The organism is uncultured Xylophilus sp. (assembly GCA_913776965.1).
Classification (GTDB): Bacteria; Pseudomonadota; Gammaproteobacteria; order Burkholderiales; family Burkholderiaceae_C; genus Xylophilus.
This window is the reverse complement of sequence record CAJYQL010000085.1, coordinates 28,406-47,213: the sequence shown is the minus strand read 5'-3', so window position 1 is coordinate 47,213 and position 18,808 is coordinate 28,406. Positions and strand designations below refer to the sequence as shown.

The window sequence follows — 18,808 nt, the reverse complement described above, 5'->3', positions numbered from 1 at the left end:
GCGGGCCGCGCGCCACTGCGGCGCGCGCAGCAGCTCGTTGGCGAGCGCGCCGGCCCGCTTCGCGGCCCGGACGCGGCCGGAACTGGCGAAATCGAACTGCGCCAGGTCCCAGGCGCCGCGCGCGGCGCCCATCCAGCGGGTCGCCGGCGTCTGCAGGTTGACCGGGCGGCCGGCGAGCTGCTCGGCGAGGGCGGCGACCGCCGGGTCGGCGAACAGCGGCACCGGTGCGTCGGGGCGGCCGCCGTCGATCAGCGCCAGCGTGGCGGCCGACAGCGGCAGCACCGTGACTCCGCTGCCCGGGCGTTCGCCGACCGCGACCCACTGGGCGTCCTCGGGGGTGCCGACGGCGTGCAGCACCGGCTGCGGCGCGGCCGACGGGTCGGGTGCGAATTCCGGGACGATGCGCGCAACCGGCCGTCCGGCCGCCTCCAGCGCCTGCAGCGCGGCACGCAGCCATCCGCGGTCGCAGACGGCGACCCAGGCCGGCGCGCCGGGCCGGGCGTCGGGGGCGAGCGCGAAGTGCAGCTGCTGCGGATCGTCGAGCAGCCGCTCTTCCAGCAGGCCGTCGAGCACCGCGCGCAGCCGTGCCGGCGGGCCGGCCTTAACGCCGCGCGGCCAGTCGATCCGCTGCCAGGAAAGGGCCCGGGCCGGCACCACCGCCACCGTCTCGCCGGCGCGGCCCGGATGCGGCAGCAGCGCGGCCGGCGACTGCGCCTGGCGCACCGCGGTGTGCGAGTCGGCGGTGAGCACGAAGCCGAACTCCGTGGTGGCGGCGCCGGGGTCCGCCACGGGCGGAAGGAAGACGATCAGGGTGCTCACGGAAGAAAAAGGTCCTGCGGACGGCGCGCGGCGCCCGGGCGGGAAGATTCCCGCGCGGAGCAGCCGCCGCGGGGCTGCGCGATTGTAGAGAGGGCGGTCGGCCGCGGTGCTGCCATGGGGTCGGCCGTCAGCGCGGCAGGGGCGGCAGCCCGGTGCCGGTCTGCAGCGCCTGCGCCACGCCGAGCGCGCCGCGTTCGCGCCACAGGGTGCGCACGTTGCTGCCTTCGCGGCGCACCAGCGAGCGCTCCTCCACCACCGCGTTCTCCAGCCGCAGCCGGCCGGCGATCTCGAAGAACACGCTGAAGACGCTGTGCGCACCCGGGTTGAGCTGCACCGCCTCGTTGCCGATGGCGCGCACCGCATCCGCCGTGGTCCGTAGCGGCGCCGCGGCGCGCGCTGCCACCAGCCGCTGGGCGCCGGCGCCGTCGAGCTGCGGCACTGCCGCGGCCAGCACCGTGGCACTGGCGGTGTTCAAGTTGATCGGCGTGCGGTCGGGCAGGATCGTGGCGTAGGGTTCCAGCGCCTGCAGCGTGCCGGGCGACACGCCGTACCAGGCGAACTGCGCGAGCCGCTGGGGCAGCAGCGGCGCGGTCGCCGCGTCGGCCGCCTGCGCCGCGACCATCCCCTGGGCGATGCGCGCGAGTTCCGGCTGCGGCAGCCCGAGCTGCTCGAACAGCCGCTGGAACGCCGGATACCAGAAGTCCGACAGCTGTCCGTTGTCCACCAGGTCGGCAAAGTTCATGCGGGCCTGCGCGTCGCGGATCTGGCCCGAGAGGAACGCGTCCTGCACGTTGCCCGGCGCGGTCACGGTGTTGTCGCGGTCGGCCGCGAGGAAGCTCGACAGCCGCGCCTCCTGCAGCGGCACCGCCCACGGCTCGGCCAGGTGGTCGACCTGACCGGCGCCGGTGCGCAGGTCGGCGAGGTAGTCCTCTCGCAGGATCAGCCGCGACCAGTCGAGCGCGCCGACCAGGATCCAGCCGGCCTGCACCCGCGCGCGCTCGGTCGCCTCGACCTCGACGTTGCGCCACTGCTGCCACATCGCCGCGGCGGCGAAGGTGGCGACCAGCGTTACCGTGAGCATCGCCGCGAGCAGCGCGGCGCCGGCCTGGCGCAGAGGTTGACTGCGCCTCATGACTTGTTGCCTCCAACCGTCGGCTGCACCCAGTCGCGCACCAGCGTGCCGGCGATCGCCCGGCCCGGGGCCAGTGCCAGCACCAGGCGGACGCCGTCGGGCAGGGCCGGTGCGACGACACTGCCGGGCGCTGCAGCCGTACTGCCAGGCACGGCCGGCGTCCCGGGCAGGGGCGGGGTGGTGCCGGCATCGCTCGACAGCGGATTGGTCCAAGCGTTGTTGCGGTAGTAGAAGAGCTGCCAGTCGGTGGCCGGCACCACCGGTACCTCGCGCCGGCGCAGGTCCTCGCCCGGGTTCTGCGCCCAGAGCGCCGCCTGCTGCCAAGCCTCGTTCCACTGCGCCCGGCCGACGATCGGCGCCGATTCCCAGCGCAGCCACCAGGTGTTGCCGTCCGGCAGCGCACGCCGGCTCCAGGCCACCACCCGCAGCCCGTCGCCCGGCCCGGCGACGGTCCCGCGCCGGGTGATGCGCAGCGCCCGCCCGTCCCAGTCCAGCGGCACGATCCGGTCCACCGCGGCGATCGCGTCCAGGTCCGCGCCCCACTGCGCCAGCCCCGCCTGCAGCGCCAGCACCTCGTCGGCCCGCGCCTGCGTCTGCGCCTGCGCCCGCGTCATCCCGTCCAGCCCCCGCCAGCTCATGATCGCCAGCAGCGCCATCACCGTCAGCGCGACCAGCAGCTCGACGAGGGTGAATCCCCTCATCCGACCGCGTTTGTCGGCTCCATCAAGAATGCCGCGGAACCGGCCTCGCCGGGCCGCAGGTATCGCCCCCCTTGCGCAGCAAAGGGGGGAGCAGCGCAGCTGCCTGGGGGGATGCATCTAATACCTCCCCACGATCGTCGACAGCTTCAGCACCGGATATTGCCCGTCGTCCACCAGCGCATCGACCCGGTAGAAGCTCGGGTTCGGCGTCGGCCGCACGCCGACCGTCACGGTGTAGCGCCGGCCGCCCTGCTCGCAGGGCACGGCGGTGTCGCCGATGCCCGGCATCTGCCGCGCGAGCCGCATCCGGACCAGTTCGTTCTCGGCGCACAGCTGGGCCAGCACGGTGTCGGACTGCCGCAGCGCGTTGCGGGTCAGCGCGGTGGTCGCCTGCAGCCCGGCGACCAGCGCGATGGCGACGATGCCGAGCGCCACCAGCACCTCGATCAGCGTGAAACCGCGCGCGACTGCTTCCGACGCCGCCGCGCGATGCGGCATCCGGCGGCTCACGATGCGCCCGCCGGCACGACGGCGAAGGGGCGCAGGCCGTCGGTCGCCACCCGCAGCCGGCGGTCCGGCCGGGCCAGCAGCGTCAGCACCGCCTCCTGCCGGCCGATCAGCGGCTCCGGCCCGAGCAGCAGCGGCAGGCCGCCGACCACCGCGGTGCCCGGTGCCAGCCAGCGGTCGGGCAGGGTGCCGGGCGGCAGGCCCTCGAAGACGAAGCCGTCGGCGGTCGGCCGCCAGCGCACCGGAATGCCGCTGGCGCGCGACTGGGCGCGGGCGGTCTCCAGCAGCGCGGCCAGCCGGTCGGCCTCGCGGTCGAGCTGGGCCTGTCCGCCGTCGCGCAGCGCGAAGCCGACCCCCGCGCTCGCCAGCGCGATGATCGCGACGACCACCATCAGCTCCAGCAGCGTGAAGCCGCGGAACCGGCGTTTTTCAGAAGGAAAATTGCCGCTTGCGCCCGTCCCGCCTGCGCGAACAGCTCTCGTTTTCATAGCAAGACGGAAGGGCGGACGCGTTACTGCCAGCTGCCGATGTCCGCGTTCTTGCCCTCGCCGCCCGACTGGCCGTCGGCGCCGAAGGACATCACATCGATCTCCGCCTTCACGCCCGGGTTCAGGTACTGGTACGGCCGGCCCCACGGGTCGTTCGGCAGCTTCTCCAGGTAGGGTTTCCAGTTGCCGGGCGCCGGCGGCGTGGTCGGGCGCACCACCAGCGCCTGCAGGCCCTGTTCGGCGGTCGGGTAGCGCTGGTTGTCGAGGCGGTACAGCTTGAGCGCCTGCATCACGTTGTTCACATCGGTGCGGGCGGCGGTGACGCGGGCGTCGTCGGCGCGGTCGAGCACGTTGGGCACAATCAGGGCGGCCAGCACGCCGATGATGACCAGCACCACCATCAGCTCGATCAGGGTGAAGCCGCGCGCGATGCGGCGGCCGACGGCGGCGCGGAGACGGAGGGCGTTCAGGGGCATGGCGGAGAAAGCGAGGAGGCCGGCGGGATGCCGACGGTGCGCCGAACGGACGCCGGAGGACGGGGCCGGCGGCGGCCGAAACGGCAGAAGCGTTCCATGATAATCCGCGCATGCGACAGACCCCCGCCGCCCGCTGGGCACCCCCGGCCGCCACCGCCCTCGTCTGGGCGCTGGCGCTGGGCTGCACCGCCTTCTGGGGCCTGCGGCTCGCGGCACCGCCGGCCGGCCCCGCCTATCCGCCGGTGGCCGAAGCCCCGCCCGCGGCCGCCGATCCGACCGTGATCGCCCGGCTGCTGGGCGCGCCGGGGGTGGGTGCGGCACCGGCCGCCGCCGTCGTCGCGGCCGCGCCGAGCCGCTTCGTGCTGCAGGGCGTCGTGGCCGGCCGGTGGAGCGGCGGCACCGCGCTGATCGCGGTGGACGGCCAGCCGGCGCAACCGTTCCGCATCGGCAGCGCGGTGGCGCCGGGGGTCGTGCTGCGCTCCGTCGCGCCGCGCCGCGCGGTGCTGGACGGCGGCGAGGGCGTCGCGATGGTGATCGACATGCCGGCGCTGCGCTGATCCGCTGGGGCGGCGCGTCGGTCGCTGCCGTGCCGGTTCAGCCCGTCATGCGGGCTGCATCCTTCGTCGGTGCGGCGTCGAGCACCGCGCCGGTCGTCCGGTCCACGACGACCCATGCGCCGAAGCCCGGCCCGTCGTGCGGCCAGTCCTCCGACCGCGCGATATGCCGCCGGCCCTGCGCGATCAGCGTGGCGGCACGCGCCACACCGCCGTGGGCGATCCAGGCCACCGGCATGTCGGGCGGCAGCGCGTCCCAGGCGGCCGCAACCCGGGCCAAGAACACCGCGACCGATTCGCCGCCGCCCGGCGCATCGTGGGCGAAGTCGGCCGTCCAGGCGTCGAGTGCGGCGCGGGGCAGGGCGTTCCAGGCGCGGCCTTCCCAGTCGCCGAAGTCCATTTCGGCGAGGCGGGCATCCTGCCGGTAGGGCAGGTCCGGGCGCAGCGATCGCAAAGCATGGGCGAGCGCCGTGCAGCGCTGCCGCGGCGACGACCAGACGACGGTGCCGGCCGGCAATGCGGCGGCAAGCGCCTCGGCAGCCTGTCGGGTAGCAACCGCATCCGCCGGCATGTCGAGCCGGCCGTAGCAGGTGCCGGGCGCGATCAGCGGCACCGCATGGCGGACCAGCCACACGGCCGCCATCAGCCGTTGCTCCAGCGCAACGCCGTGGCAGCACCCAGATAGAAGGCGATCTCGCACACCTGCTGCACTGCCCCCAGGCAGTCGCCGGTGAAGCCGCCGAGCCGCCGGACGAACCCGCGGCGCATCCACCACAGCGCTGCGCCGCTGGCGGCCAGCGATGCTCCTAAAAAGAGAGCGCCTTGCGCAAGCAGGACGAGCGCCAGCGGCACACAACACCATGAAAACGCGATCACCAGTGCGCCGCCGGAGATTTGGTCGGCCAGCGGCTTGCTCTTGGACCGCGCGGTATCGCCGACATGCGGCAGCGTCCGCACGATCAGCAGCGGCCAGAAGCGTGACACCACCTGCGCGCCGGCCAGCGCCGTCAGCACCGCTGCCAGCCCGTGGCCGCCGAGCACGCCGAGCAGCGCCACCTTCGCCGCCACCGCCAGCACCAGCGCCAGCGCGCCGTAGCTGCCGATGCGCGAGTCCTTCATGATCTCCAGCGCGCGTTCCCGGTCGGCGCTGCCGCCCAGGCCGTCCGCCACGTCGGCCAAGCCGTCCTCGTGGAAGGCGCCGGTCAGCCAGGCGGTTGCCGCGGTGCAGGCGACGGCGGCGGCCAGCGGCACCAGCGGTCCGTTGCCCCACAAGGCGACGGCACCCGCATAAGCACCGCAGGCGACCGCGGCAGCGATCCATCCGATCGCGGGGAAGTGCGCCGCCGCGGCGCGCAGCATCGCCGGACTGAAGCCGACCCAGGCGGCCAGCCGGCCGGTCACCGGTATGCGGGTGAAGAACTGCAGCGCCAGCAGCCAGTGCCGTACGAAATTCATGCATCTCCCTCAGGGCTGCCGCGGAACCGGCGGTGCCGGGCCACCGGTACCGTCCCCGGCGTGAGGGAGGCGGATCGCGCAGCGGGCAGCCTGGGGACGTAGGGCATGTTCAGCTGCGCAGGAACAGCCGGTAGGCCGGGTTGTCGGTTTCCTCGACCCACGGATAGCCGACCGTGCCCAGGAAATCGGCGAAGGCTGCGTCCTCGTCCGCCGGCACCTGCATGCCGACCAGGATGCGGCCGTAGTCGGCGCCCTGGTTGCGGTAGTGGAACAGGCTGATGTTCCAATGCGGCTGCATCAGGCTCAGGAATTTCAGCAACGCGCCCGGCCGCTCCGGGAACACGAAGCGCAGCAGCCGCTCGGGCGCGCCCTCCTGCGACGGGATGCGCCCGCCCACCAGGTGGCGCAGGTGCTCCTTGGCGATCTCGTCGTGCGTCAGGTCCAGCGTCGGGAAGCCCAGCCCGCTGAAATAGGCGGCGATGCGGGCCGACTCGCCGCGCGCCGAGGTGGTCAGGCCGACGAACACATGCGCCTGCTGCGCACCGGCCTCGCCGCGCATCCGGTAGTTGAATTCGGTCACGTTGCGCGGACCGCCCGGCAGCGTGCCGATCGATTCGCAGAAGCGGCGGAAGCTGCCGCGCTCCTCCGGCACGGTGACCGCGAACAGCGCCTCGCGCTCCTCGCCCACCTCGGCCCGCTCGGCGACGAAGCGCAGCCGGTCGAAGTTCATGTTGGCGCCGCAGAGGATCGCGGCGTAGGTCTCGCCGGTCGTGCCGTGCTCGGCGACGTACTGCTTGATCGCGGCTACTGCCAGCGCGCCGGCGGGTTCGACGATGCTGCGGGTGTCGACGAACACGTCCTTGATCGCGGCGCAGACGGCGTCGGTGTCCACCGTGACGAAGCCGTCCACCAGGCCGCTGGCGGCGATGCGGAAGGTCTCCGCGCCCACCAGCTTGACGGCGGTGCCGTCGGAGAACAGCCCGACGTCCGGCAGCGTGACCCGCTCGCCCGCGGCGACGGATTGCAGCATCGCGTCGGAATCGTTCATCTGCACGCCGATCACCTTCACGCCCGGGCGCACCGCCTTGATGTAGTTGGCCACGCCGGAGATCAGCCCGCCGCCGCCGATCGCGACGAACACCGCGTCGAGCCGGTCGGAGCCCGGTCCCTGGCCGATGCCCTGGACCTGGCGCAGGATCTCCATCGCGATCGTGCCCTGGCCGGCGATCACGTCCGGATCGTCGAAGGGGTGGACGAAGGTCAGCCCTTCGGCGCGCTCGATCGCCAGCGAGTGGCCATAGGCATCGGAATAGCTGTCGCCGAACAGCACCACCTCGCCGCCCAGCGCCCGCACCGCATCGATCTTGAGCTGCGGCGTGGTGGTCGGCATCACGATCACCGCGCGGGTGCCGAGCTTGCGGGCGCTCATCGCCACACCCTGCGCATGGTTGCCGGCGGAGGCGCAGATCACGCCGCGCGCCAGCTGTTCGGGCGAGAGGTGCGCCATCTTGTTGTAGGCGCCCCGCAGCTTGAAGCTGAAGACGGGCTGCTGGTCCTCGCGCTTCAGCAGCACCGTGTTGCCGAGCCGGGCACTCAGGTTGCGCGCGCGCTCCAGCGGCGACTCGACCGCCACGTCGTAGACGCGGGCGTTCAGGATGCGGGTGAGGTAGTCGGCGGGCGCGAGGGCGGTCGGTGCGGTCATGGCAGGTGGCGGGCACCGGCCAAGGGTCCGGCGGACCGCGGATGATACGGGCCGCCCCTGCAGGCGCAGCCCCAAGAAAAAAGCCCCAAGCTTTGCAGCTCGGGGCTAAATCCACCAAAGGAGGAGGTGGAGGAGACAAACGGTGCGGACGTTCGGGTAATCCCTGAGTCGTCTGCGTGGATCGAAGTATAGCGCCGTCGTGCTGCGATGCAACAAGTTTGCGGAAATTTCTGACCGCGTCGAGGTGCGGTGGGCAGAAAGCCACAATTGCGGCTTTGGACTTCCACCTGGAGCGAGATCGATCATGGAATGCACGGTGAGCTGGACGGGCGCGGCAGGAACGCGTTCCGCGATGGGGTTCGTCGCTGAAACAGGCAGCGGCCACGTGGTCGCGATGGACGGTGCGCCGGATGCCGCCAAGCCCGAGAACGGCGGGCGGAACCAGGCGCCGCGGCCGATGGAACTGCTGCTCGCCGGCACCGGCGGCTGCACCGCCTACGACGTGGTGCTGATCCTGCGCCGCGGCCGCCACGACGTGCGCGGCTGCTCGGTCCATCTCTCCAGCGACCGTGCCGAAGCCGATCCCAAGGTCTTCACCCGCATCCACATGCAGTTCACCATCACCGGCAAGGGCCTGCCGGCGGCGGCGGTCGAGCGGGCCATCGCCCTCAGCCACGACAAATACTGCTCGGCCAGCATCATGCTGGGCAAGACGGCGGTGATCACCACCGGTTTCGACATCGTCGAGGTCGCCTGAGCGCGCCGCCGCGCCTGCGGCGGATCAGACGTAATGCGCGGTGGTCGTCATGACCTTCGCCGCGCCCCGCATCAGCAGCCGCACCGGCGCAGGCAGTTCCGCACCGCCTGCGGCACGGGCTTCGTCCGCATGCGCCTGCTCGTCGGCCTTCATCTGCGCCACGATCGCGCGCGACGCGGTATCCGCCACTGGCAGGCGCTGCAGATGGCGGTCCAGATGTGCGGCCACTTGATCCTCGGTTTCCGCGACGAATCCGAGGCTCACCCGGTCGCCGCCCACCCGTCCAGCCACCAGTCCCAGTGCGAAAGCGCCTGCATACCAGAGCGGATTGAGGAGGCTCGGCCGGTCGCCCAGGGCCTCCAGCCGCTGGCGCGTCCAGGCCAGGTGGTCGGTTTCCTCGCGGGACGCTTCCTCGAAATGGGCGCGCAGCGCGGGATCGCGGGTCACAGCTGCCTGAGCGGTGTAGAGCGCCTGTGCGCAGACCTCGCCGACGTGGTTGACGCGCATCAGGGCACCCGACAGCCGCTTCTGGCGGGTGTCCAGTACCGGGGCGGCCGATGGTGCCGGCATCGGACGGGTGGGGCGCGGCGTGGCGAAGAGGGTGCGGAGCGCGGCGTCGGCGGCAATCAGAAGGCGATCCATGGCAGTGTGCAGTGCTGTGGCGAGGATGGACGGACCTTAACGCTTAGGCAGCCGCTGCGTGTGAGTGAAGCACTTTTCCCCAGAGCATCTTGCTGTCCCCAGCCCGCAGGTTTCGATGTGCGAGACCAGCGTGAACGAGATCTTGTGGCGTTCCGTAGGAAATGTCCGACGGACACACGGGTGAGATTAGAAGGCTTAGTTTAGCTTCCGTTGCTGTCGTACAACGAAGCGTGTTTTCTTCGCGATCTGGGCGCTAAATCCTTTGCGCAAGGCCAAGTCGTCTGTTGCAATACCACCAGCTTCCCGTAACGGAGGTTGGCCCGGGGAACCGGCGGGATCGAATCACAGCGCCCAGCGCCCTCGACCCCTCGTACCGGTGCCCTATGTTTAACCTTGGAGAAACTCGCTATGAAAAAATCTCTGATCGCCCTGGCTGTGCTGGCTGCTTCCGGCGCCGCGATGGCTCAATCGTCGGTGACCCTGTTCGGTATCGTCGATGCCGCCGTCACCCGTGTTTCCGGTTCCGGCGCTGGTCACCGCGTGGGCCTCTCCAGCGGTAGCAACTCCGCCAGCCGTCTGGGCTTCCGTGGTACGGAAGACCTGGGTGGCGGTCTGGCAGCCAGCTTCTGGCTGGAAGGTGCTCTGAACGTCGACAACGGCACGGCCCAAGGCTTGAGCTTCCAGCGTCGTTCCACCGTCAGCCTGTCCGGCAACTTCGGTGAAGTTCGTCTGGGCCGTGACTACAGCCCGACCTTCTGGAACTCGACCAACTTCGATCCGTTCGGCACCCGTGGCGTCGGTCAAGCTCTGACGTACGACAACTTCGGCTTCGGCACCGTCCGTAACAGCAACTCGATCGGCTACTTCCTGCCGTCGAACCTGGGCGGCTTCTACGGTCAGGCACAGTACGCCTTCGGCGAGCAGCTGTCGACCGTTGCCAACGACAAGGCCGGCAACTTCCTGGGTGGCCGTATCGGCTTCCAGAACGGCCCGATCAACGTCGCCGCTTCGTACGGCCAATGGAAGCAAGCCATCGGCGCTTCCAATGTGGCTCCGGTCGTCCTCGGCCGTGACCTGAAGGTTGCCAACATCGGCGCTTCCTACGACTTCGGCGTCGTCAAGCCCATGGTCTTCGCTGGCCAAGAGCGTGTCGACAACGGCGCTGCCGGCAACAACCGCCTGAACTCCCTGCTGATCGGTGCAACCGCTCCGCTGGGTGCTGGCGAGCTGCGTGCTTCGGTTGCTCGTTACGACCTGAAGGACAGCGCCAACGACTTCAACAAGTTCGCCATCGGCTACGGCTACAACCTGTCGAAGCGCACCCAGGTCTACACGACCCTGGCTCGCGTGAACAACAAGGGTGCATCCGCACGTAGCGTCGCTGCCGACGGCCTGACCGCCACCGGCGTGGCCCCGGGCCGTAACTCGAACGGTTTCGACATCGGCGTTCGCCACTCCTTCTGATCGCCGGCTGGCCGTGTGCCAGCTGTGATCTGAAAGACAAAAGCCGCTGGCCTCGGGTCGGCGGCTTTTTTGTTTGGAAAAGCCGAGGTTCCTGAGGTTTATCCGCTTGTCGGCAGCGGTGGTGCAGTCCTATGCTGTGACCATGCGCTCCATCCTGCACGGTCTGGGTTTTCTGATGGTGTCCGTTGTGCTGGTCGGCTGCAGCACAGCGTCGCGCCTTACTGCAGTAGCCGATTCCGCGGCGATCTCGACTGCAGCCGACGCCCCACGCCACCGCGCCGGAACATCGGTCGACGGCACTCCGATGTTCTGGGAGCACTACCGGCTGCCGGGGAAAAAGCCGACCCAATACGATTTCGCTGCCCTGCAGGCACCCGCCCAGGTACGCGCCCGGTCGGATGGATCGGCGAGCATGCTGCGGGCTCCGGTGCAGGTGAGGCCCGACGATCTGGGAACGGTGTCCTTCTCCTGGCAGGTGCCGGCGCTGATCACCAATGCCGACATGGGCCGACGCGAAGCGGACGATGCACCGGCGCGTCTGGTCCTGGCGTTCGAAGGCGACCGCTCCCGTTTCTCTGCGAAGGACGCCTTGCTGTCAGAACTGGCGCGTGCCATCACTGGCGAGGAAATGCCCTACGCGACCCTGATGTACGTCTGGTGCAACCAGCGGCCCGTCGGCTCCGTGATCGCCCATCCCCGGACCGACCGGATCAAGGCCATCGTGGTGGAGTCCGGCCACAAGACGCTCGGCCAGTGGCGCCATTACCAGCGCGATGTGGCTGCGGACTATCGCAAGGCCTTCCAGGAGGCGCCCGGTACGCTCGTCGGCGTGGCGCTGATGACCGACAGCGACAACACCGCTTCGACCGCGACGGCGCTCTACGGCGCAGTCCATCTCCGTTCAAGCGCAGAAGAGAGCACCGCTCACTGACTGCACTGGCGCTTACGCCGGAAAGAAGTAGAGCAGCGCGGCGGTCATCAGGAGGTAGCGCAGGAATTTGCCGATCGCCATATAGGCCAAACACGGCCAGAACGGCAGCCGCAGCCAGCCCGCCACCGCACACAGCGGATCCCCCACCAGCGGCAGCCAGCTCAGCAGGCAGGCCTTCGGGCCCAGCTTTTCCAGCCAGTCGATCACCCGGGTGTGGTGCTTGGAATGGGAGTAGCGGTCGGCGACCTTGTGTGCCCCGTAGCCGATCCACCAGTCCAGCGCACCGCCCAGCGTGTTGCCGACTGACGCCACGATGACCGCTTCCCAGAACAGGTCCGGGTTGAGCCGCAGCAGCCCGAACAGCACCGGTTCCGACCCGATCGGCAGCAGCGTCGCCGAGATGAACGACGCGACGAACAGCGTGCTGAGGCCGTATTGCGGCAGCGCGAGAAGTTGAAGGATCGAGTCGAGCCAGGCTTGCATGCCGCTGCAGTATCGCAGTGCCACCCCGGGCGCTGTAACGTATTTCGATTGCTGAAATTTTGGGCAGCTAGAATCACGCCCTTCGCGCGCGGAACGCTGCGTGCTCTTCCGTCTTTTCCCACCTTCCCCACCCCATGCAGATCGGCTCCATCGCCTTGGCGAACCGCCTGTTCGTCGCGCCCATGGCGGGCGTCACCGACCGGCCGTTTCGCCAGTTGTGCAAGCGGCTGGGCGCGGGCTATGCGGTGAGCGAGATGGTGACCTCGCGGCGCGATCTGTGGGACAGCCTGAAGACGTCCCGCCGCGCCAACCACGAGGGCGAAACGGCGCCGATCGCAGTGCAGATCGCCGGCACCGATGCGCAGATGATGGCGGAAGCCGCCGCCTACAACATCGACCGTGGAGCGCAGATCATCGACATCAACATGGGCTGCCCGGCCAAGAAGGTCTGCAACAAGTGGGCGGGTTCCGCGCTGATGCAGGACGAGCCGCTTGCCCTGTCCATCATCGAGGCGGTGGTCGCGGCGGCCGCACCCCACGGCGTGCCGGTGACGCTCAAGATGCGGACCGGCTGGTGCGACGCCCAGAAGAACGCCGTCGCGATCGCCCGCGCGGCCGAACAGGCCGGCGTGCAGATGCTGACCGTCCACGGCCGCACCCGCGAGCAGGGTTACCGCGGCCATGCGGAATACGACACCATCGCCGCGGTCAAGGCCGCAGTGCGCGTGCCGGTCGTCGCCAACGGCGACATCGCAACGCCCGAGCGTGCCCGCGACGTGTTCGCGGCGACCGGTGCCGACGCGGTCATGATCGGTCGCGCCGCCCAGGGCCGGCCCTGGATCTTCCGCGAGATCGCGCACTTCCTTGCCACCGGCGAGCACTCGGCGCCGCCGCTGGTCGCCGAAGTGCGGCGCCTGCTGCTGGAGCATCTGGAAGAACACTACGCGCTGTACGGCGAATCGACCGGCGTGCGCAGCGCGCGCAAGCACATCGGCTGGTACGTGCGCGGCCTGCCCGGCGGCGAGGATTTCCGCCAGCGCATGAACCGGATCGACGACTGCCGCGTCCAGTGGCAGGCCGTCGCCGACTATTTCGACGCATTGGGAGCTGCGTCCGACCGCCTGCCGCCGCCGCGGGCGGAGGAGGGCGCGGACGACGAGGAGGCGGCTGCGGCCGGCACCCTGTAGACCCCGACGGGACACACGAGAAGAAGGATCATGAGCAAGCAACAGATCGAGGCCTGCATACGCGACAGCCTGCAGGGCTATTTCAAGGACCTGGGCGGCGAGCAGCCGCACGGCATGTACGACATGCTGGTGCAGGTGATGGAAAAACCGCTTCTGGAAGTGGTGATGACCGAGGCCGCGCACAACCAGTCGCGCGCGGCCGACTGGCTGGGCCTGAACCGCAACACCCTGCGCAAAAAGCTCGTCGAGCACAACCTCCTCAAATAACCCGACCGCCGCGCGGCATCCGACCTATTCCATGAACGCACTCCTTTCCGTCTCCGACAAGACCGGTATCGTCGACTTCGCCCGCGCGCTGCATGCGCTCGGCATCCGCCTGCTCTCGACCGGCGGCACCGCCCAGCTGCTCGCAAAGGAAGGCCTGCCGGTCACCGAGGTGGCCGAGGTCACCGGCTTTCCGGAAATGCTCGACGGCCGCGTCAAGACGCTGCATCCGAAGGTCCACGGCGGCCTGCTCGCACGCCGCGACGTGCCGGAACACGTGGCCGCCCTGCAGGCCCACGGCATCGACACGATCGACCTGCTGGTGGTGAACCTCTACCCATTCGAGGCGACGGTCGCCAAGCCCGGCTGCACGCTGGACGACGCGATCGAGAACATCGACATCGGCGGCCCGGCGATGGTGCGCAGCGCCGCGAAGAACTGGAAGGACGTGGGCGTGCTGACCGACGCGACGCAGTACGAGCGCGCATTGGGCGAACTGCGCGCCGAAGGCAAGCTGTCGGACCGCACCCGCTTCGCCTTCTCGGTCGCGGCGTTCAACCGCATCGCGCAGTACGACGCGGCGATCAGCAACTACCTGTCGGCGCTGCAGGACGACGGCACGCCCGCGGCCTTCCCGGCGCAGAGCAATGCCAGCTTCGTCAAGCTGCAGGACCTGCGCTACGGCGAGAACCCGCACCAGCAGGCCGCCTTCTACCGCGACCTGCATCCGGCGCCGGGCTCGCTGGTCACCGCGCGGCAGCTGCAGGGCAAGGAGCTGAGCTACAACAACATCGCCGATGCCGATGCGGCCTGGGAATGCGTGAAGAGCTTCGACACGCCGGCTTGCGTGATCGTGAAGCATGCCAACCCCTGCGGCGTGGCGCTCGGCGCGACGCCGCTGGAGGCTTACTTCAAGGCGTTCAAGACCGATTCGACCTCGGCCTTCGGCGGCATCATCGCCTTCAACCGGCCGCTCGACGGCGCGGCCGCGCAGGAAGTCGCCAAGCAGTTCGTCGAGGTGCTGATGGCGCCGTCGGTGACCGACGAGGCGCGCGAGGTCTTCAAGGGCAAGACCAACGTGCGCATCTTGGAGATTCCGCTCGACGGCGTGAAGCGCGACGGCGCCACCGCCTGGGAACGCGGCCTGAATGCCCAGGACGTCAAGCGCATCGGCTCGGGCCTCCTGGTGCAGAGCGCCGACAACCACGAACTGACCCTCGCCGATCTGCAGGTGGTCAGCAAGGTACGGCCGACTGACGCGCAGCTGCAGGACATCCTGTTCGCCTGGACCGTCGCCAAGTTCGTGAAGAGCAACGCGATCGTGTTCTGCAAGGACGGCATGACGCTCGGCGTCGGTGCGGGCCAGATGAGCCGGCTCGATTCCGCCCGCATCGCCAGCATCAAGGCTGGCCACGCCGGCCTGTCGCTCCAGGGCACGGTGGTGGCGAGCGACGCCTTCTTCCCGTTCCGCGACACGCTCGACGTGCTGATCGACGAGGGCGCCACCTGCGTGGTGCACCCGGGCGGCTCGATGCGCGACGCCGAAGTCATCGCCGCGGCCGACGAACGCGGCATCGCGCTGGTGCTGACCGGCGTGCGGCATTTCCGGCACTGACGGTCGCGCGCAGCCGCCGGCGGATGGCGGCCGGGGGGGCACGGTGACGGCGGTGCGCCGCTTACCGTTGCCAACGCACCACGGCGCGGGAGGGCGTAGCCTCGGCGGATTCCGTTCCTCCACCATCCGCCGATGACCGTCCGCACTGCGCCTTTCCTTTTCCACCCGCGCGCGGCGCATGTCGCGATGGCGGCCCTGGCGGGCGCCGGTGCGGCCGTGCAGCCGGTCTTCGCACAGACCTCGCTGACCACCGTGTCGGCCGATGCGCCCACGCTCGCCACGGTCGAGGTCTCGGGCGGCAGCCGCGAGGCGCAGCAACGCTTCGACGCTGCCGCCAGCCACACCGCCGTGGCGGTCGATCCGATGCGCACCGCCGGCCCGCTGACGCAGCTGTCGGAACTGCTGGTCGGCCAGCCCGGCGTGGTGGTCCAGGACCGGCAGAACTATGCGCAGGACCTTCAGATCGCGGTGCGCGGCTTCGGCTCGCGCTCCACCTTCGGCGTACGCGGTGTGCGCATCCTGGTCGACGGCATTCCCGCCACGATGCCCGACGGACAGGGGCAGGCGGCCACCGCGCAACTCGCGTCGGCGGCGCGGGTCGACGTCCTGCGCGGCCCGCTCGCCCAGCAATACGGCAATGCGGCCGGCGGTGTGCTGCAGGTGTTCACCCGCGATCCGCTGCCGGGTGGACGCCTGGGCGCATCGGTCGCCGCCGGCGCCTACGGTCTGCGCACGGCGGGCGCGTCGATCGACGTCGGCGATCGGCAGCTCGGCGGTCTGCTCGACATTGCGCATCTGCGCACCGACGGCTGGCGCGACCATTCGGCGGCCGAGCGCACCCATCTCAACGGCAAGCTGGTGGCGCGGCCGTCGGCCGACACCACCGTCACCGCGCTGCTGAACCTGTTCGACCAGCCCCGGGCGCAGGACCCGCTCGGCCTGACCGCCGCGCAGCTGCGAACCGCACCGCGGCAGGCACTTGCGGTCGCCTACGCCTTCGACACCCGCAAGGCGGTGGACCAGCAGCAGCTTGGCCTGCGCATCGAGCACCGGCTTGGTCCGCGGGACCGGCTGGATGCGCGCCTCTACGGCGGTACGCGCGGCGTCACCCAGTACCTGGCATTCAGCGGCGCCGCGGCGAACAGCGCGGGCGGCGTGGTGGACCTGGACCGCCGCTACGGCGGCGTGGGGCTCGCCTGGACCCACACCGTGCCGACGGCCTCGGGCCTGCCGCTGTCGTGGACCGTCGGCTTCGACGCCGACCGGCTGCGCGAAGTGCGGCGCGGCTTCGTGAACAACAACGGCACCGCCGGCGCCCTGCGCCGCGACGAGACCGACCGCGCCGGCTCCACCGACCTGTATGCCCAGCTCGACTGGACGGTGAGCGAGCGCTGGCGCCTGCTCGCCGGGGTGCGCAGCAGCGAGGTGCGGCTCGCGGTCGCCGACCGGCTGATCGGCCCGGCCAATCCGGACGACAGCGGCGAGCGCCGCTACCGGCAGGCCAGCCCGACGCTCGGCGCGGTCTGGACGGTGGCCGACAGCCTCAACCTGTACGCCAACCTCGGCCAGGGCTTCGAGACGCCGACCCTCGCCGAGCTGGCCTACAGCGTCGGCAACGACGGGCCCAATTTCGCACTCGACAGCAGCCGCAGCCGGCAGGCTGAGCTGGGTGTCAAGTGGCGTGGCGGCGTGCACCGCGTCGAGGCCGCGGTCTTCGATGCGAAAAGCCGCCGGGAGATCGTGCCGGCCGCCACCGTCAACGGCCGCACCGTCTACCAGAACGCCGATGCGGTGCGTCGCCGCGGCGCCGAGATCGCCTGGATGACCGCCGCTCCGCGCGTCGGCGGCTGGGCGCCGCGGGCGGCCTACACCTGGCTGGATGCGTTCTTCGACAGCCCCTATGCCACCGCCGGCGGGGCCCCGGTGGCCCGCGGCAACCGTCTGCCCGGCACCGCACGGCACACGGCGCTGCTCGGCGTCGATGCCGCGCCGGCCGCCGGCTGGACGGTGGGGGCGGACCTGGCGCTGTCGGCCCGCGTGTTCGCCGACGACCAGAACAGCGAAGCCGCGCCCGGCTACGGCACGCTGAACCTGCGCGCCGGCCGGGGCTTCCGCGCGGCCGGTGCCGAATGGTGGGCCTGGGCGCGCATCGATAACCTGCTCGACAGGACTCATGCCGGCTCGGTGATCGTCAACGACGGCAACCGGCGCTTCTACGAATCGGCGCCCGGCCGGCGGCTGACCATCGGGCTGCGGGCGACGCTATAGCCAGAGATCGGAAGAAAAACGGCCGTTTGCGCAGGTGCTGCCTGCGCAAGCAGATATGGATTTCATAGCGAAGCGAACACCTCGCGCGCAGCGGCCACCGTCTCGGCGATGTCCACGTCGCTGTGCGCCGCGCTGACGAAGCCGGCCTCGTACAGCGCCGGCGCGATGTACACCCCCCGGTCCAGCAGGCCGTGGAACAGGCGGTTGAAGCGGGCGCCGTCGGTGGTCATCACCTCGGCATAGTTCTGCGGCAGCCGGTCGAGCAGGAAGAAGCCGAACATACCGCCCTCGCAGTCGCCCACGAACGGCACGCCGGCGTCGGCCGCCGCGGCGGTCAGTCCGTCGACCAGCGAGCGGGTGCGCGCGCCGAGCGCCTCGAAGAAGCCCGGGCGGCCGATCTCCTTCAAGGTCGCCAGCCCGCAGGCGGTCGCCACCGGATTGCCCGACAGCGTGCCCGCCTGGTAGACCGCGCCGAGCGGCGCCAGGTGTTCCATGATCGCCCGCGAGGCGCCGAACGCCGCCAGCGGCATGCCGCCGCCGATCACCTTGCCGAGCACAGTTATGTCGGGCCGGACGCCGAGCACCTTCTGTGCACTGCCGAGGCCGACCCGCAGGCCGCTCATCACCTCATCGAACACCAGAAGCGCGCCGTGCCGCGTGCACAGGTCCCGCATCGCCTGGGCGAAGGGCTGCGAGGCCCGCACGAAGTTCATGTTGCCGGCGATCGGCTCGACCATCACGCAGGCGATCTCCGCGCCGTGCGCGGCGAACGCGGCTTCCAGCGCGGCGACGTTGTTGTATTCGAGGACGAGCGTGTGCTGCGCCACCTCGGGCGGCACGCCGGCCGAGGTCGGGTGGCCGAAAGTGGCGAGACCGGAGCCGGCCTTGACCAGCAGCGCGTCGGCATGGCCGTGGTAGCAGCCCTCGAACTTGACGATCGTCTTGCGGCCGGTGGCGCCGCGGGCGAGCCGGATCGCGCTCATGCCGGCTTCGGTGCCGGAGCTGACCAGCCGCACCATCTCGATCGACGGCACCAGGCGGATGATCTCCTCGGCGAGCTCGATCTCGCGCTCGGTCGGCGCGCCGAAGGAGAAACCGTCGACCGCCGCCTTCTGCACTGCTTCCAGCACCGCCGGATGGCCGTGGCCCAGGATCATCGGCCCCCAGGAGCCGATGTAGTCGATGAAGCGCTGGCCGTTGGCGTCCCAGAAATAGGCACCCTGCGCGCGCTCGACGAAGCGCGGCGTGCCGCCGACCGCCCGGAAGGCGCGCACCGGCGAGTTGACGCCGCCAGGGATCACGGCGCGGGCGCGTTCGAACAGGGGCAGGTTGCGGTCGGAGGTGGAGGGCGTGGCGGTCATCG

20 protein-coding genes are annotated in these 18,808 nt (G+C 70.6%); 8 read left to right on the top strand and 12 right to left on the bottom strand.

The annotated features are described in order from the left end of the window. From gspL to gspG, 6 genes are all read right to left on the bottom strand, one after another. The coding region (gspL, locus tag QZ500_RS13145) for a type II secretion system protein GspL (protein ID WP_295855859.1) at positions 1–819 on the bottom strand (819 nt) is incomplete at its 3' end. A 127-nt stretch (positions 820–946) separates the two neighbouring features. Then, complete coding sequence (gene gspK / locus QZ500_RS13140) at positions 947–1,951, bottom strand: type II secretion system minor pseudopilin GspK (protein ID WP_295855858.1); 1,005 nt, start codon at positions 1,949–1,951, stop codon at positions 947–949. Then, the gene (locus QZ500_RS13135; protein ID WP_295855857.1) at positions 1,948–2,652 is read right to left on the bottom strand and encodes a prepilin-type N-terminal cleavage/methylation domain-containing protein; all 705 of its coding nucleotides are present in this window, start codon (positions 2,650–2,652) and stop codon (positions 1,948–1,950) included. The genes gspK and QZ500_RS13135 overlap by 4 nt, the downstream gene beginning before the upstream one ends. A gap of 117 nt (positions 2,653–2,769) precedes the next feature. Next, complete coding sequence (gene gspI, locus QZ500_RS13130) at positions 2,770–3,150, bottom strand: type II secretion system minor pseudopilin GspI (RefSeq protein WP_295855856.1); 381 nt, start codon at positions 3,148–3,150, stop codon at positions 2,770–2,772. A gap of 8 nt (positions 3,151–3,158) precedes the next feature. Continuing rightward, positions 3,159–3,647, bottom strand: a complete 489-nt coding sequence (locus tag QZ500_RS13125; RefSeq protein ID WP_295855855.1) for a prepilin-type N-terminal cleavage/methylation domain-containing protein — start codon at positions 3,645–3,647, stop codon at positions 3,159–3,161. A 23-nt stretch (positions 3,648–3,670) separates the two neighbouring features. Continuing rightward, positions 3,671–4,123 (bottom strand): type II secretion system major pseudopilin GspG, encoded by a 453-nt coding sequence (gene gspG / locus QZ500_RS13120; protein WP_295855854.1) that lies wholly within the window; start codon positions 4,121–4,123, stop codon positions 3,671–3,673. A gap of 110 nt (positions 4,124–4,233) precedes the next feature. Here gspG and QZ500_RS13115 point away from each other — a divergent pair, with 110 nt between their 5' ends. After that, on the top strand, positions 4,234–4,680 hold the full coding sequence (locus QZ500_RS13115) for a type II secretion system protein N (protein ID WP_295855853.1): 447 nt from the start codon (positions 4,234–4,236) through the stop codon (positions 4,678–4,680). Positions 4,681–4,717: 37 nt separating this feature from the next. On the opposite strand, the gene QZ500_RS13110 is transcribed toward QZ500_RS13115, so the two are convergent. The 3 genes from QZ500_RS13110 to ilvA all read right to left on the bottom strand — a co-directional run bounded on the left by QZ500_RS13110 (position 4,718) and on the right by ilvA (position 7,834). Then, positions 4,718–5,320: a histidine phosphatase family protein gene (locus QZ500_RS13110; protein ID WP_295855852.1), complete on the bottom strand. Its 603-nt coding sequence runs from the start codon at positions 5,318–5,320 to the stop codon at positions 4,718–4,720. Then, a complete protein-coding gene (locus tag QZ500_RS13105; protein WP_295855851.1) occupies positions 5,320–6,132 on the bottom strand; it encodes an adenosylcobinamide-GDP ribazoletransferase in 813 nt (270 codons plus the stop codon). Before QZ500_RS13105 ends, QZ500_RS13110 begins: the two co-directional genes overlap by 1 nt. Positions 6,133–6,241: 109 nt before the next feature. Continuing rightward, positions 6,242–7,834, bottom strand: coding sequence for a threonine ammonia-lyase, biosynthetic (gene ilvA / locus QZ500_RS13100; protein ID WP_295855850.1), 1,593 nt, complete (start codon positions 7,832–7,834; stop codon positions 6,242–6,244). A gap of 304 nt (positions 7,835–8,138) precedes the next feature. Between ilvA and QZ500_RS13095 the strand changes: the two genes are divergently transcribed. Continuing rightward, entirely contained in the window at positions 8,139–8,591 is a 453-nt protein-coding gene (locus QZ500_RS13095) for an OsmC family protein (protein ID WP_295855849.1), read from the top strand. A 24-nt stretch (positions 8,592–8,615) separates the two neighbouring features. Here the strand turns inward: QZ500_RS13095 and coq7 are convergent, their stop codons facing one another. Next, positions 8,616–9,233 carry a 2-polyprenyl-3-methyl-6-methoxy-1,4-benzoquinone monooxygenase gene (gene coq7 / locus QZ500_RS13090; protein ID WP_295855848.1) on the bottom strand — a complete coding sequence of 206 codons (618 nt, stop codon included), beginning with the start codon at positions 9,231–9,233 and terminating at the stop codon, positions 8,616–8,618. 408 nt (positions 9,234–9,641) lie between these two features. Here coq7 and QZ500_RS13085 point away from each other — a divergent pair, with 408 nt between their 5' ends. Together QZ500_RS13085 and QZ500_RS13080 are read left to right on the top strand one after the other, a co-directional pair. Next, positions 9,642–10,697 (top strand): porin, encoded by a 1,056-nt coding sequence (locus tag QZ500_RS13085; protein ID WP_295855847.1) that lies wholly within the window; start codon positions 9,642–9,644, stop codon positions 10,695–10,697. 142 nt (positions 10,698–10,839) lie between these two features. Further along, a complete protein-coding gene (locus QZ500_RS13080; protein WP_295855846.1) occupies positions 10,840–11,628 on the top strand; it encodes a DUF3047 domain-containing protein in 789 nt (262 codons plus the stop codon). Between the two features lie 12 nt (positions 11,629–11,640). Here QZ500_RS13080 and QZ500_RS13075 read toward each other — a convergent pair whose 3' ends face one another. Beyond that, positions 11,641–12,111 (bottom strand): YqaA family protein, encoded by a 471-nt coding sequence (locus QZ500_RS13075; RefSeq protein ID WP_295855845.1) that lies wholly within the window; start codon positions 12,109–12,111, stop codon positions 11,641–11,643. Positions 12,112–12,245: 134 nt separating this feature from the next. On the opposite strand from QZ500_RS13075, the gene dusB reads away from it, so the two are divergent. The 4 genes from dusB to QZ500_RS13055 all read left to right on the top strand — a co-directional run bounded on the left by dusB (position 12,246) and on the right by QZ500_RS13055 (position 17,445). Next, positions 12,246–13,298 carry a tRNA dihydrouridine synthase DusB gene (gene dusB / locus QZ500_RS13070; protein WP_295855844.1) on the top strand — a complete coding sequence of 351 codons (1,053 nt, stop codon included), beginning with the start codon at positions 12,246–12,248 and terminating at the stop codon, positions 13,296–13,298. A 30-nt stretch (positions 13,299–13,328) separates the two neighbouring features. Then, the gene (locus QZ500_RS13065) at positions 13,329–13,565 is read left to right on the top strand and encodes a Fis family transcriptional regulator (RefSeq protein ID WP_295855843.1); all 237 of its coding nucleotides are present in this window, start codon (positions 13,329–13,331) and stop codon (positions 13,563–13,565) included. Between the two features lie 31 nt (positions 13,566–13,596). After that, on the top strand, positions 13,597–15,177 hold the full coding sequence (gene purH / locus QZ500_RS13060; RefSeq protein ID WP_295855842.1) for a bifunctional phosphoribosylaminoimidazolecarboxamide formyltransferase/IMP cyclohydrolase: 1,581 nt from the start codon (positions 13,597–13,599) through the stop codon (positions 15,175–15,177). Between the two features lie 132 nt (positions 15,178–15,309). After that, entirely contained in the window at positions 15,310–17,445 is a 2,136-nt protein-coding gene (locus QZ500_RS13055) for a TonB-dependent receptor (RefSeq protein WP_295855841.1), read from the top strand. Between the two features lie 62 nt (positions 17,446–17,507). Here the strand turns inward: QZ500_RS13055 and hemL are convergent, their stop codons facing one another. Further along, entirely contained in the window at positions 17,508–18,806 is a 1,299-nt protein-coding gene (gene hemL / locus QZ500_RS13050) for a glutamate-1-semialdehyde 2,1-aminomutase (RefSeq protein WP_295855840.1), read from the bottom strand. Positions 18,807–18,808 lie beyond the last annotated feature (2 nt).